At 69.4% G+C, this 12,658-nt stretch carries 12 protein-coding genes and 2 pseudogenes; 8 read left to right on the forward strand and 6 right to left on the reverse strand.

The annotated features are described in order from the left end of the window. Positions 1–290: 290 nt before the first annotated feature. Both ACH4SI_RS17025 and ACH4SI_RS17030 read left to right on the forward strand, forming a co-directional pair. Positions 291–788, forward strand: a complete 498-nt coding sequence (locus ACH4SI_RS17025) for a DUF2975 domain-containing protein (protein ID WP_398296502.1) — start codon at positions 291–293, stop codon at positions 786–788. After that, entirely contained in the window at positions 788–1,012 is a 225-nt protein-coding gene (locus ACH4SI_RS17030) for a helix-turn-helix domain-containing protein (protein WP_398296503.1), read from the forward strand. The genes ACH4SI_RS17025 and ACH4SI_RS17030 overlap by 1 nt, the downstream gene beginning before the upstream one ends. Before the next feature lie 113 nt (positions 1,013–1,125). Here the strand turns inward: ACH4SI_RS17030 and ACH4SI_RS17035 are convergent, their stop codons facing one another. Both ACH4SI_RS17035 and ACH4SI_RS17040 read right to left on the reverse strand, forming a co-directional pair. Beyond that, positions 1,126–3,795, reverse strand: coding sequence for a fibronectin type III domain-containing protein (locus ACH4SI_RS17035; RefSeq protein ID WP_398296504.1), 2,670 nt, complete (start codon positions 3,793–3,795; stop codon positions 1,126–1,128). Positions 3,796–3,903: 108 nt separating this feature from the next. After that, positions 3,904–4,146 carry a hypothetical protein gene (locus ACH4SI_RS17040; protein WP_398296505.1) on the reverse strand — a complete coding sequence of 81 codons (243 nt, stop codon included), beginning with the start codon at positions 4,144–4,146 and terminating at the stop codon, positions 3,904–3,906. A gap of 265 nt (positions 4,147–4,411) precedes the next feature. Here ACH4SI_RS17040 and ACH4SI_RS17045 point away from each other — a divergent pair. After that, positions 4,412–4,519: pseudogene (locus tag ACH4SI_RS17045) on the forward strand (IS5/IS1182 family transposase); the annotation flags it as partial. A gap of 12 nt (positions 4,520–4,531) precedes the next feature. On the opposite strand, the gene ACH4SI_RS17050 reads toward ACH4SI_RS17045, so the two are convergent. Together ACH4SI_RS17050 and ACH4SI_RS17055 are read right to left on the reverse strand one after the other, a co-directional pair. Next, positions 4,532–5,947: an amidase gene (locus ACH4SI_RS17050; protein ID WP_398296506.1), complete on the reverse strand. Its 1,416-nt coding sequence runs from the start codon at positions 5,945–5,947 to the stop codon at positions 4,532–4,534. A gap of 268 nt (positions 5,948–6,215) precedes the next feature. Further along, positions 6,216–6,554: an NAD(P)-dependent oxidoreductase gene (locus ACH4SI_RS17055; protein ID WP_398296507.1), complete on the reverse strand. Its 339-nt coding sequence runs from the start codon at positions 6,552–6,554 to the stop codon at positions 6,216–6,218. A gap of 118 nt (positions 6,555–6,672) precedes the next feature. On the opposite strand from ACH4SI_RS17055, the pseudogene ACH4SI_RS17060 reads away from it, so the two are divergent. Together ACH4SI_RS17060 and ACH4SI_RS17065 are read left to right on the forward strand one after the other, a co-directional pair. Further along, positions 6,673–6,792, forward strand: a pseudogene (locus ACH4SI_RS17060) (LysR family transcriptional regulator); the annotation flags it as partial. A gap of 30 nt (positions 6,793–6,822) precedes the next feature. Next, positions 6,823–7,188: a hypothetical protein gene (locus ACH4SI_RS17065; RefSeq protein WP_398296508.1), complete on the forward strand. Its 366-nt coding sequence runs from the start codon at positions 6,823–6,825 to the stop codon at positions 7,186–7,188. Positions 7,189–7,411: 223 nt separating this feature from the next. On the opposite strand, the gene ACH4SI_RS17070 is transcribed toward ACH4SI_RS17065, so the two are convergent. Both ACH4SI_RS17070 and ACH4SI_RS17075 read right to left on the reverse strand, forming a co-directional pair. Then, complete coding sequence (locus ACH4SI_RS17070) at positions 7,412–8,224, reverse strand: SDR family NAD(P)-dependent oxidoreductase (protein WP_398296509.1); 813 nt, start codon at positions 8,222–8,224, stop codon at positions 7,412–7,414. 23 nt (positions 8,225–8,247) lie between these two features. Further along, positions 8,248–9,279: a zinc-binding dehydrogenase gene (locus ACH4SI_RS17075; protein WP_398296510.1), complete on the reverse strand. Its 1,032-nt coding sequence runs from the start codon at positions 9,277–9,279 to the stop codon at positions 8,248–8,250. 125 nt (positions 9,280–9,404) lie between these two features. Here ACH4SI_RS17075 and ACH4SI_RS17080 point away from each other — a divergent pair, with 125 nt between their 5' ends. From ACH4SI_RS17080 to ACH4SI_RS17090, 3 genes are all read left to right on the forward strand, one after another. Beyond that, complete coding sequence (locus ACH4SI_RS17080; RefSeq protein WP_398296511.1) at positions 9,405–10,367, forward strand: helix-turn-helix domain-containing protein; 963 nt, start codon at positions 9,405–9,407, stop codon at positions 10,365–10,367. 73 nt (positions 10,368–10,440) lie between these two features. Continuing rightward, the gene (locus ACH4SI_RS17085; RefSeq protein ID WP_398296512.1) at positions 10,441–10,971 is read left to right on the forward strand and encodes a 2,4'-dihydroxyacetophenone dioxygenase family protein; all 531 of its coding nucleotides are present in this window, start codon (positions 10,441–10,443) and stop codon (positions 10,969–10,971) included. A gap of 18 nt (positions 10,972–10,989) precedes the next feature. Continuing rightward, positions 10,990–12,393, forward strand: a complete 1,404-nt coding sequence (locus tag ACH4SI_RS17090) for an MFS transporter (RefSeq protein WP_398296513.1) — start codon at positions 10,990–10,992, stop codon at positions 12,391–12,393. Positions 12,394–12,658 lie beyond the last annotated feature (265 nt).

Below are 12,658 nucleotides of genomic sequence, written 5' to 3' on the forward strand. Positions count from 1 at the left end.
CCCGCGACACGCACGCGCGAGGCGCGCATGGTGGAATCGGCGGTGGGCCGTAATGTGGCCCGCATCGGAATGCAACCTTTCGTCCCAGTTCATTCCTCACTATGAATATTGTCCCGTCGAGTGGATGACGAACCGTCATGGTGGCAATTCAGAGGGCTATTTGAGGTTGCCCGGGACCTCGGACAGGAACCGAGGGGGCCTGGGCGCCATCTCCATGAACGCCCGCCCCGCGCACTCGCAGGGCAAACACATCGATTGACTTTCGATAAATATGTATCGATAATCGATACATGCATCGTTTCTTCATCGCCGCACTCCGGGTCGGCATCGCCACAGCGGTCTTGGCCGGGCTCTTCGGTCAGATCGTGGTCATCCCCACAACGGCGGCCGATGAGGTCGACCGCTTTCCTCCCTACGCCCCGTTCGCCACGCCCTATGTGACGGTGGCGATCATCGGCATCGTCTGCGTCCAAGTCGCGCTCGTGGCGGTGTGGATGCTGCTCGCCATGGTTCAGCGCGATGCGATCTTCACTGCGCGGGCCTTCCGGTGGGTCGACACCATCATCGGATCCGCGGTCGTGGCGACACTGCTGGCGTCCGGGGTCGCCGGGCATCTGGCCCTGGCCGCCATTCCCTCTCCCAGCGACGGAATGGAGGTCATCGGCGCGCTGGGCGCCGCGGTCACGGGTACCGGCCTGGGGGTGTCGTTCGTGATGCTCATCGCCATCATGCGGAGCCTCTTGCGGAAGGCGACGGATCTGCAGACCGAGATCGCCGAGGTGGTCTGATGGCGATCATCGTCGATCTCGACGTCCAGCTCGCCAAACGCAAACTGTCGGTCGGTGAGTTCGCCGCCGCCGTCGGCATCACGCCCGCCAATGTCGCGGTGCTCAAGAACGGCCGCGCGAAGGCCGTGCGCTTCACGACGCTCGACGCGATCTGCCGCACGCTCGGCTGTCAGCCCGGCGACGTGCTGCGCTGGGTGCCCGACGACACGGTGGAGACCCCTTAGCGCCTGCCGGGATGATGTCAGAGGTCCACGACCACTGGTCGCCATGCTCACCCGCTATGTCACGGCGCCCTCGGGCGGTGGTGGCACGGCGAGCCGTGCCACCACCGGGCGGGTTACGCCGACGGGGTCGTGACGGACACCTCGGTCGCCGGGCCGGTGCCGGTGGCCGTGACCGCCGCGATGGAGAAGGTGTACGCGGTGTCCGGGCGCAGGCCGGGAACGACCCGGAACATGTTCTTGGCCGAGGGCTGGCCGACGAGCACGTCCCGGCCGCTGACCTCGATGGTGCGGCCGTCGGAGACCGTGACGCGGTAGCCGATGACCGGGGTGTCGCCGGTGGCCTTGGGCGGGGTCCAGCTCACCGTGGCGGCCCCGGCCTCGGCGCGCGGCTTGAGGGGGGTGGGGGCGGCGGCGAGGGTGCCGGAGCCGGTGCTGGGAGTCACGGGCGCGGCGGGGAGGGACTTCTCGCTGACGCCCGCCGCGTTGCGGGCGGTGACGGTGACCGTGTACGGGGTCCCGTTGGTGAGCCCGCGGACCACCGCGTACCCGGTGCTCTTGAAGCGGGCGGCCGGGATGGTGGTGGACACGGTGCGGGGCCCGCCCGAGGCGGTGACGGTGTACGAGGTGACGGGGGCGCCGCCGTCCGCGTACGTCGCGTTCCACGCCACGTACACCGCGCCGTCGGCCCCGAAGTCGCCTACCCGGGTGGGGGCTTCGGGCACCGACACCTCGGCGAAGGTGCGCCCGAGCAGGCCCCGGTAGCGCGGTTCGAGACCGGCCGCGGCCACGATGTCGGCGGGGGCCTTCGACGGGTCGGTCAGGATGCGGTTGCCGCTGGTCACCACGCCCCTGGCGTCGCCGTCGGGGTCGCCTTGCTCCCAGTAGTTGTCCGCGATGAGGGTGGGGTCGTTGTTGCCGAGGTTGTCGCGGTAGTCGACGTGTTTGCTGCCCACGTTGGCGTAACTCGCGCCGTAGAGCACATTGCCCTGGACGGTCACGTAGGTGCAGCCGTTGTCGGTGTAGACGGACTTGCCCAGGCCCCACTGGTCGTGGATGACGTTTCCGGTGACCTTCTCGCCGTCGGCGAGGGAGGTGCCGGTCAGGCCCTGGGTGTAGATGCCGCCGCCGTCGTCGAGCGCCTGCATGTAGTCGTAGATCAGGTTGTTGGACACCGTGTTGTCGTGGGAGACATTGGCGGTGGCCGGTTTGCCGATCTTGTCGGGCCAGCCGCCCCAGCCCATGGAGATCGCCGAGTAGGCGACGTGGTCGATCTGGTTGTGGGCGATGGTGTTGTTCTGGGTGTAGCCGTTGAGGATGGCGACACCGCCGAGGTATTCGCGGGGGAGTGCGTAGAGGTGGTTGTTGGTCACCGAGACCCGGCGGGTGAGGTCCGCGTCGGTGCCGGGCTGCGGGGCGTCGACGCCGCCGATCTCCATTCCGTTGCCGGAGATGTCGGTGAAGACGTTGCCGCGTACGGTCGCGTCCTTGGTACCGGTGCCCAGCTCGAGCCCGGCCGCGCCGAGGTGGGTGAACGCGTCGTCGGAGAACTCGATGTTCTTGCCGTGGCTGATGGCCACGTTGCCGGGCATCTTGGTCCAGGACGCGTACGGGCAGGTGCCGCCCGGGGTGTACTGGCACAGCCCCTGGGTCTTCCAGCCGTCCGCGCCGGTCACCGTGTAGCCAGCCTGGACCTCCGAGAAGCCCTCGGGGGTCGAGGGGGTGAGCCAGGTGGCGTAGGAGTGCTGGATGGAGCGCAGCGCGATGTCGTGCAGCGGGGCGTCGCCGGTGCCGCGCCCGTCGACCAGTTTCTCCAGCGCCGGGGCCTCGACGTCGGCGGTGCGCGGATTCTCACCGGGACGCGGGCGGTAGTAGACGGTGTGGCTCGCCCGGTCGAGGTACCACTCGCCGGGCTGGTCGAGGACCTCGTACGCGTTCTCGATGTAGCCGGGCAGTTCACCGTTGGTGAGCTTGCCGGGTCCGACCATGTTGATGCTGCGGCCGGGGATGTCGGGGAACTCCACGCGCTTGGTGGAGTTGTCCCAGCACGGCTGGGCCATGGTGATGGTGGTGCCGCTCGCGGAGGCGATAGGGCAGCGCGGCACGGTCCACTGGCCGAGGCCGTAGCGCTGGATGTTCCACAGCGCCTCGCCGCTGGGGTAGACGAACTCGATGTCCGACCGGTTGCGCCAGCGGGCGAGCGTGTCGGCGGAGGCGGTGTATCCGGTGGCGGTGGCGGTCAGCGTGACGGGGATCGTCCCGCGCGCCCGCTGGGCACGGACGCCGTTCACGTACAACTGCCGGGTGTTGCCGAGCCCGGCGGGCGCGGGCGCCGACCACAGCCCGGCGCTGCCCTTGACCGGCTTCCACCCCTGGACGGCGCGGCCGCCGCTGAACACGGTGCCCTTGCTGCCCTGCCAGATGACGCGGTGTCCGTTGCGGCCGGAGTCGCGGGCGTCGAGGACGAGTGGCCGGCTGAGCCGGTACGTACCGGGCGCGAGGTGCACCGTGAGGTCGGACGTCTGGTGCGGGGCGCGCTTGCGCACGAGGTCGCGGGCGCGTTCCGGGGTGCGTAAGGGGGCGGTACGGGTGCCGGGTGCGTGGTCGTCGCCGTTGGGCGAGACGTAGACATCGGCGGGGTTCGCCCTGGCGGCGGGCCCTCGTGCGACGGCGTCGGCCGGGGCGCCGAAGGCGGCGCCGAGGGTGGCGAGGACGGCCGCGACGGCGGCGGCTCTTCGGGCCGCCCGGATGCGCGACCGGATGGGTGAGCGGAAGTTCTCCGACATGTCCCTCCCTGTGGGAACCGTGCTGGAACTCCTGGAGTAGGCCCCGGAAAGGTAGGATCTATATACGGATCACGTCAATATGTAGGGCGAGATCGGCCGCCAGGTCGCTCATTGATTGGATCTCTTGGGCGAACTTTGTGGTTCGCTGATCCAGCGCGCACGGCCGGCCCCCGGCCGGGGGCCGGCCCGAAGGCCGCCCCCCTGCACGTGGTCCGGCACTTCTTCCAGCCCGCGTTCGTCGTGCTCCTGGAGTTGATCGCCGACATCCTGGCCCTCTCCGAGGACGTGCTCTGGGCCGTTGACATCAACCGCGGCGGCGCGGCTCTGGTCATCGGCCTGCTGCTCGACCACGACGGATCACCTCTCGGAGCCTGGCTGGGCTCGGCAGTCGGCCGGCGCGCCAATTGGGGGAGCGGATCAACGACTGCTCAGCCGAGCTGGTCAGAACCGTCCTGGCCACCTACCTGGGGGATCCGGCTTCGAGCCGCTCATGGCCGAGCGCGGACGTCGTGGCGCCACCGTCTTCATCCATCCCTCGTACCTGCCCGGAGGGCCGGCTGCCGCTCTCCCGTCCTACGCGGCCGACTTCCTGCTCGACACCGTGCGCGCCGCCATCAACTACCGGCACCTTCGACGATGGCCTGCTTCCCGTGGCATCCGGAACCGCCTCGCCCGCAAGGGCATCGAGTCGTCCCGGCGTCTGGGCCGGCGCACAGCTCTTGTGGCAGTCCCCGCGTCAACCCAGGTCAGGACGGCGGTGACGGATGGGGCTGATCGTCTCCAAAGCTGCGCCCAAGCGCAGAACGGTCGCCTCGTCATACCAGCGCGAGACGAGCTGAACGCCGATCGGTAGACCGTCGGTGGTGGTCCCGAATGGCAACGACAGGGCGGGCAGGCCGGTGAGATTGAATGGAACGGTCGCGCGCATGATGCCGCGCGCCGGAACGGTCACGTCTCCGACGCGGAACGTCGACCGGGCATGCGGTGGGGCGGGGACGGGGCACACCGGGCACAGCAGCGCGTCGTAGCGCTCGAAATATGCGGCGAACAGCGAGCTGAGCGCGTCGACCTGCTGCTGTGCGGTGACGTAGTCGGCGGGTGCCACCTCCGGGGCGCTGATCGTCCGCCGGATGACGGGGTGTACTTCGGACTCGCGGTCGGCAACCACCTGCCGGAAGTACGGCGCCACCTCGGCGGTGTACAGCACCGCGCTCACCTCGGTCGCGTCGATCGCCTCCAGCCCGGCCGGCGGGGCGGGGTCGACCGCACAGCCCAGCTCCCGCAACGCGTCGGCGGCGGCTGTGACGGTGGCCATCACCTCGTGGTCCACCGGGCCGAACGCGGGCTCACCCGCCCAGCCCACCCGCAACCCGGCCAGGGCCCGCGGCCTCTCCGCGTGTGGCGGCGAGTGCCATACGTGACCATCGGCACCGTCGGGCCCGGCGAGAATGTGAAACGCGGTGGCGATGTCCCGCACACTGCGCGCCATCGGCCCGACGTGCCAGTAGCGGCTGGGAACCTGGGGCCAGTGCCCCGTGATCGGTACCCGGCCCCTGGTCGCCTTGAGGGCGAGAATGCCGGTGTCGTGGGCCGGGCCGCGCACGGAGATGGCCACGTCGCTGCCCAGTCCCAGCGGCGACATCCCGGCGGCGATGGCGGCCGACTCACCGCCACTGGAGCCACCCGGAGTCCGCTCGCCGTTCCACGGATTGCGGGACCTGCCGACGATCAGGTTGTCGGTCTCGGTCCAGTAGGAGAACTCGGGCAGGTTCGTCTTGGCCAGAGGAATGCCGCCGGCCGCCCGTAGCCGGGCCACCGCGGTGGCGTCCGCCACCGGGACATGGTCCCGGAACAGTGCCGAGCCGCGCGTGGTCACCGCTTCCGCCACGTCCAGCGAGTCCTTGACGGTGAACGGCACACCGTGCAACGGCCCCACCGCGTCGCCGGCCGCCATGGCCTCGTCCGCGGCACGAGCCGCGACGAGCCCCTGCTCACCAAGCACCGTCACCACGGCGTTGACCTGCGGGTTGACCGCCTCCAGGCGATCCAGGAAGGCCCGCACCACCTCCACCGCGGATACCTGCCGGGTGGCAATCAGCTCCGCCAACGCGGTCGCGTCCAGATAACAGATGTCGCTTTCGGACATCTCCATGCCCCTTCCACCAGCCGCCAAGATCAAGGTACCCGCAGGATGGCCGGTCGCGGCCGTTTCGGCACCGGTCGGGGAGCCAGCTCTCCAGGCGGGCGGCTCGGGCCTTCAGGTCTTCCGCGAAACCATCCCCGTCGGGTCCGAAGAGAGCAGGTCCGTCGTCGCCTCGCGCAGGAGTTCGGGGTCGTCCGGGCGCTGCGGACAGGCCAAGGCCACAGAGGACACTGCCTTCACTAGGCCGAGGCCGAGGCCGCCGTCGATCGTCTGTCGACTACATCCGGAATCCTGCGGGGCCGCGTACTGCGGCCGCGGCGAGTTCCTTGATGCGGGTGGCGGGGACGGGGATGCCGGTGGCCTGCTGGGCCCAGGCCACGAATTCCTGGGGAGTGAGACCCGACGGCGGCTGCCCGATATAGGGGAGGGCGTACAGCGGGGTGTGGGGTTCGCTGCGCCAGCTCTCGGCCAGCGTGCCGGGACCACGGGAGTTGCTCAGGACGACGTGCAGACCGGCGTCGGTCGCGCGGCGGGCCACCGCGCGGCCGACCATGCCGGTGCCGATGATTCCCAGGGTTACCTGGCTCACTTGTGTTCTCCGTTCATGTCTTCCCACCCCGCGGCAGCCGGTGATGGGGCCGCTGTGGTCTCACATCCATCACAGCGGCGATGACCCCGGTGAACAACAATCAGAATCCTCCAGCAGCGATCACACCATGTGAGAGATCGGAGGGATGGAGCTGAGGGAACTGCATTACTTCGTGACCGTCGCCGAGGAACTGCACTTCGGGCGGGCGGCACAACGGCTGAGCATCGTGCAGTCGGCGGTGAGCCAGCAGATCACCCGACGCGAAATCTCGGATGAGTAACTTGATCGACTCGGCGTGGTCGCCGAGGTCCACGAGGTAGTTGCGGGCTTGTTGGATGATCCAGGGTCCGGTCGGGTGTCGGGTGATGCCTGCGATGTGCACCCGCCGGGTGTCGTGGTTGATGAAGAGTACGAACCAGCGCCGCAGGAAGACCGTATCGGTGTGGAACAGGTCGGTGGCTACGATTACGGAGGCCTGGGCCTTGAGGAAAGCGGCCCAGGAGCAGTCCACACGCTGCGGCGATGGGTCGATCCCTGCTTGCTTCGGAATGGACCAGACGGTGGAGGCCGCGACGTCACGTCCAAGGCCGAGGAGCTCACCGTGGATGCGGCGGTATTTCCGCGCGGCCGTGGCTGGGCACGGCGTGCGATCGTCAGTTGATGCCGAAGCACCAAGATCTCTGCGTCCTTCGAGGCATCCGAACGGGCGAGCAGGGCAAGCCATCGGAAGGCTTGGCAGGCGAGCAGGTAGATCAGCCGTATCACCACGGTCGGCATGCTGCCTCAGAACGGCAGTCTCTTCCTGAGGTCTGACGGATCCGAACCAGCAGATCGGCCCGGGTGACATAATTCCCGGCACCCACACGCTTCTGCGACTGAGCGCTCTAGAGCGAGTGCGACACCGCGAGCGCGCCCCCGTCGATCGGGTAGACCGCGCCCGTCATGAAGCTGGAGGCGTCGGAGGCCAGCAGCAGCGCCAGGCCTTTCAGCTCATCGGTTTGGCCGATCCGGCCCAGTGGCACCGTGGTCTTCCATACCTGCTCACCGGGGTCGAAACCCGCACCGATATTGGTGCGGAAGGGACCAGGAGCGATGGTGTTCACGGTGACGCCGGCGCCGGCGAGATCGAGCGCGGACTGGCGGCCGAGGCTCACGACGGCGGCTTTCGTGGCCACATAGGAGTAAGCGACCATCGGATCCGTCCGCAGCCCCGCGGTGGACGCCGTGAGCACGATCTTGCCGCGGCCCCGTGGCCGCATGAGGGCCGCGGCGGCCCGCAGCGTGGCCAGCATGCCGTCCACGTTCACCGCGACCACGCGGTCCCAGCTGTCCATGGGGAACTCCTCGACCCGCCAGCCCGGCTCGGCGAAGCCGGCGCCGACCGAGATGCCCGCGTTGACGAACACACCGTCGAGGCGGCCGGCGTCCTCGGCCACGGCGCGCAGAGCGCGCTCCACGGCCTCGCCGTCGCTCACGTCGAGCACCGCACCGCGGACAGCCCGCCCGTCGGCGCGCAGCCGCGCGGTCTCGGTCTCGACCCGGTGGGGACTGATGTCCAGCAGTGTGACCGACGCACCTTCGTCGGCGAGGATCTCGGCGATGGCCAGGCCGATGCCGCTGGCACCGCCGGTGACGGCGAACACGCGGCCGGTGACATCGAACAGGGTGGCGGCGGTGGGACGTGAACGGTCGGACACAGCACTCCTTCCACGGGCGGGGTTCAGGACCGGGTGATGTCGACGAGGACCTTGACCGCGTCGGCGGCGGTGTGCGCCTCCGCCAGTGCCACGGCGCAGTCCTCAAGCGGGTGGCGGCGGACGGGCAACCGGTCGATCGTGCCCGCCCAGCGGCCGGCCAGCGCGGTGGCCTTCTCGAACTCGGGGGCCGTGCAGCAGCTCGAGCCGAGCACGGCGAGCTCCTTGGCGGCGATGGTACCGGTGTGCACGGAACCGGTGGCGGCGGTGAGCCCCACTGCCACCACCGTTCCTCCGACTCGGACCACATCCAGTGCGGTGTCGAGCACGGCGGGCGCGCCGGTCGCGTCCATAACCACATCGGCGCCGGTACCGGCCGTCCAGTCGAGGACCTCGCCGCGTAGCCGTTCTCGATCGTGCTCGGTCGTGGTCCGAGCGCCCCAGAGCGCGCCCGCACCGGCCCGCTCCGGGGTCCGCTCGACCAGGAACGTGGCGATGTCCCGGTCGGCCAGCACGGCGCAGACCCCCTGCCCGACCGCGCCCCCACCGAACACGACGACCTGATCGCCCGGCCGCGCCCCGGAGCGGGCGACCGCGTGCATCCCGATCGAGAGCGGTTCGACGAAGGCGGCGGCGACCTCGCTCACCTCTCCGACGCCGAACACATGCGTGGCCGGGACGGTGAGCGCCTCGGCCAGCCCTCCGTCACGGTGCACCCCGATGATCGACAGCCCGACACACGCGTTGACCGCACCGGCTGCACACCGGTGACACGACCCGCACGCCACGAGCGGCCAGACGGCTACCCGGTCTCCCGGGCGGAGGCGCCCTGCCGGGTCGGCGATGACCTCGGCTCCGATCTCGTGGCCCTGGATGCGGGGCAGGCCCCACTCGGCGCCCGACAGTGCCGCGGTGTCACCGTGGAACAAGTGCACGTCGGAGCCGCAGATGCCCACGGCGAGCGGCCTCAGCAAGATCTCGTCCCGCGCCGGTTGCCCTGGCTCGGCAACCTCGGTGACGGTGACCTCACCGGGCGCGACGGTGACGGCGGCGCGCATCGGTCTCCCTCCGTTGGAAGTCGGGTAGATCTTCGGAACCGTAATCCACCGACCGGGCGAGCTCTTGACTGAGGACGCAGTTTCCTGTGCAATTCGCGCAATCCTTGGCGAGGAGGTCTTCAACGATGAAGATGAGCACTGCCGCGTTCGCCCGTTCCGCCCAGGCGCGTCATTGGCAGTCGGTGATCGACGATGTATACGTGCCGCTCGAATTCCGCTCCGGCACCGGAGAGACCGGCTTCGACGCCGAGCTCGAGGTGCACAGTCTCGACGGGCTCGAGTTCTCCCGGCTCCACGCCGATCCCCACACAGTGGTGCGTTCGACCAGCGCCATCGGACGCGGTGGCGACGAGGTCGTCTTCGTGATGCTGCCCCGGACCGGCTCCCTGCGCATCGAGCAGGACGGCCGCACCGCTTCGCTGCGGCCGGGCGATCTGGCCTCCTATGACGCCTCCCGGCCCTGCCTGATCGAGTCACGGGAATGGTTCGATCTCACGATCACCAAGTTGCCGGTCTCCCTGTTCCGCTCCACCGGGTTCCCGGTTCCGCCACCGTCCTGCACCGCGGTGCGCATCGACCGCGAATCTCCCGTCGGCTCGCTTGCTTCCCGCTACCTCGTCCAGCTCGGCGAACTGAGCCGGCATCGCGACCGGCTGGGCATCCGCGCGACCACCGTGAGCCTGATCTCGACGGCCTTCGGTGACGTGGCGGGTGTCTCCCCCACGCTGGGCCGCGAGGAGCTGCGGCTGCGGGCCCAGGGTGTGGTCCTCGACCGGCTGGGCGACCCGGCGCTTGCTCCGGACCGCCTCGCTGCGGCCCTGTACGTGTCGCTGCGCACGCTGCAACTCGCGTTCGCCGACGTAGGGTTGTCCCCGGCGCGGTTCATCCTGGCTACGAGGATGGACCGGGCCGCGCACCTGCTGGCCGACCCCGCGTTCGCGCACCAGTCGGTCACCGAGATCGCGTTCGCGGTCGGCTTTGACGATTCCTCGCAGTTCTCCCGCGCGTTCAAGGCACGGCACGGCTGCTCACCCCGCGAGTACCGGTTGCGCGAATGCGCAAGCAGGGGTGCGCTCAGCGACAAGTGATCCGCCGCGTATCGGACCTACCTTCGATCCGTCGGCCACCTCGGCCGACCAGCTCTGACGCGAAGGATCCGATATGCCTGAGGATGCTACGACCCAGGACGTGGCCCGCACCGGCCCGTACACCGAATCGCGACTCGCGATCACCCGTGAGTTCGAGATACCCGACATCCACGTGCCACCGGACGAGTCCGCGTCGCCGTGGGTGCCGTGGGGCGACAACGCGCTCATCCGTCACCTCGCCTTCGATGTCCGCAACAACAAGTTCACCAACATCCTGTGGGTCAAGGGTGGCGGCCACCTCGGCGTCCACCGGCACAGCGGTGCCGTGCGGGGCTTCTGCCTCGAGGGTTCGTGGCGGTACCTGGAGTATGACTGGCTCGCCAGGCCGGGTGCCTACGTGCAGGAGAACCCCGGTGTGCGGCACACCCTGGTGTGCGACGACCCCGGCGGCATGAAGACGCTGTTCTGGATGGAGGGCACGCTGGAGTTCTACGACGACGCCGGCGAACTCGACGAGCTGATGGACGTGTTCTGGTTCATCGAGCACTACGTGACGTACTGCCGAACCAACGGGCTGCCGGTCAACGACAGACTGTTCGTCTGAGCGGGAGCGGAGACAGTCATGAACACACTTCTGCCCGTCCGTTCTGAACAGGACGTCGTCGACGCGATCGAGGCCTCGCGCGGTACTCACGGCCGGATGTACTGGGTCTGGACGCTGGCGCTGGGCGGGGTCTTCTTCGAGGCCTACTCCAGTACCGCGCTCGGCTCGACGCTCGCCGCGCTCGACCGCCAGCTCGGGCTGACCGCGTTCCAGCTGTCCGTGGTGACCAGCACCTCGATGCTCGTCGCGCTGCTCCTGTGCCCGCTGGCGGGTCGGCTGTCCGACCGCTACGGCCGGCTGCCGATGATTCTGCTCGCCAAAGTGCTCGCCGTGGTGTCCACCCTGCTCGCGGTGGTCGCGCCGAGCTTCGGGCTGCTGGTCATCAGCCGCGTACTCGCGGGCGCGTCCTGGGCGCTCGACTTCGCCGTCGTCATGGCTTACATCGCGGAGTTCCTGCCCCGGCGCCATCAGGGCAAGCTCAACCGCTGGCAGGGCATGTGGTACGTGGCGGCCACGATGAACCTGCTGCTCACCATCGGCGTATACAACCTTGGCGTCGGCGATGACATCTGGCGCTGGTCGCTGGTCAGCGCGGGGGCAATCGCGTTCGTCCTCGGCGCCGTGCAGTGGTTCGTGCTGCCGGAGTCGCCGAGGTGGCTCGCATCGCAGGGGCGGGTGCGCGAAGCCGCACAGGCGATTCGGCTGGTGTACCGGGTGGAGGTCGAATCGCCGCTGGAGGACGTCGCTCCCGCGCACCACGCGGGCGAGAGTGGCGGCCTGGCCGGCCTCCGCGAGCTGTTCGCCCCGCCGTACCGGCGGCGCACCATGCTCGCAGCAGTCACGTTCATGATGCAGGGCCTGGAGTACTACGCGGTCGGCTGGTACTTGCCGATCATCGCGTTGCGGCTGTTCGGGTCCGACTTCGTGCCCGCCACGATCGGTGTCGTCGTGTTCAACCTGTTCGGAATCCTCGGCGGCTTCAGCTCGACGTTCGTGGCGGCGAAGCTGCGTATCCGGCGCGCGATGCAGTTCGGCTTCGCCGGGGTGACGGTGCTGATCGTGGTGCTCGGCGTGTTCTTCCACGCCCTGCCACTGTGGGCGGCTGTCGCGATTCCCGCGGCCTTCCTGCTGCTGCATTCGGCGGGCCCCGCCCCCGGCGGGGCGAGCCTGGCGGCACTGGCCTATCCGAGCCACCTCCGCGCGCTCGGATCCGGGGTCACCAACACGGCGGGCAGCACCGGGGCGGCGATCGGGTTGTTCGTCTTCCCGCTGCTGCTCGACGCGATCGGACCGGGGAAAGCGATCATCGTCACCGCCCTCGTGCCGGCCATCGGCTTCGCGGTGTCGACGCTGTGCCGCTGGGACCCCGAGCGCGAGCCGGCGTCCAGCAGCGTGCGGCAAGAGGCGCGGGTCGTGGCCTGACGAGGGGTCGTAGCGCCGCCGTCATGTGGCCGAGCCTTCCCGCGACCGTACGGAGGGCCCCCGCACGGCGGCGGGGCTACGCCATTCGTCCGCGGCCGTGCCGACACGACGCATACGCGGCGCCCAAGGCCACCAGCGCCACACAGCCACATTGCACCCACAACGCAGGCTCCCGACGAGGGTTTCGGCGCTCTGACCAAGCACGACGAGTGCCGCGACGGGGCAAACCTTGCCGGGATGCCGTACGTTCCGGGGCCCCGCGCAC

The sequence above is a fragment of the Streptomyces sp. NPDC021212 genome (genome assembly GCF_044332925.1).
In the GTDB taxonomy this organism is placed as follows: Bacteria; Actinomycetota; Actinomycetes; order Streptomycetales; family Streptomycetaceae; genus Streptomyces.

Excerpts from the sequence above, each read along its gene's own strand:
- ACH4SI_RS17025 (WP_398296502.1), top strand. The coding sequence starts at position 291 with ATGCATCGTTTCTTCATCGCCGCACTCCGGGTCGGCATCGCCACAGCG.
- ACH4SI_RS17050 (WP_398296506.1), bottom strand. The coding sequence starts at position 5,947 with ATGGAGATGTCCGAAAGCGACATCTGTTATCTGGACGCGACCGCGTTG.
- ACH4SI_RS17035 (WP_398296504.1), bottom strand. The coding sequence starts at position 3,795 with ATGTCGGAGAACTTCCGCTCACCCATCCGGTCGCGCATCCGGGCGGCC.
- ACH4SI_RS17080 (WP_398296511.1), top strand. The coding sequence starts at position 9,405 with ATGAAGATGAGCACTGCCGCGTTCGCCCGTTCCGCCCAGGCGCGTCAT.
- ACH4SI_RS17090 (WP_398296513.1), top strand. The coding sequence starts at position 10,990 with ATGAACACACTTCTGCCCGTCCGTTCTGAACAGGACGTCGTCGACGCG.
- ACH4SI_RS17030 (WP_398296503.1), top strand. The coding sequence starts at position 788 with ATGGCGATCATCGTCGATCTCGACGTCCAGCTCGCCAAACGCAAACTG.
- ACH4SI_RS17075 (WP_398296510.1), bottom strand. The coding sequence starts at position 9,279 with ATGCGCGCCGCCGTCACCGTCGCGCCCGGTGAGGTCACCGTCACCGAG.
- ACH4SI_RS17085 (WP_398296512.1), top strand. The coding sequence starts at position 10,441 with ATGCCTGAGGATGCTACGACCCAGGACGTGGCCCGCACCGGCCCGTAC.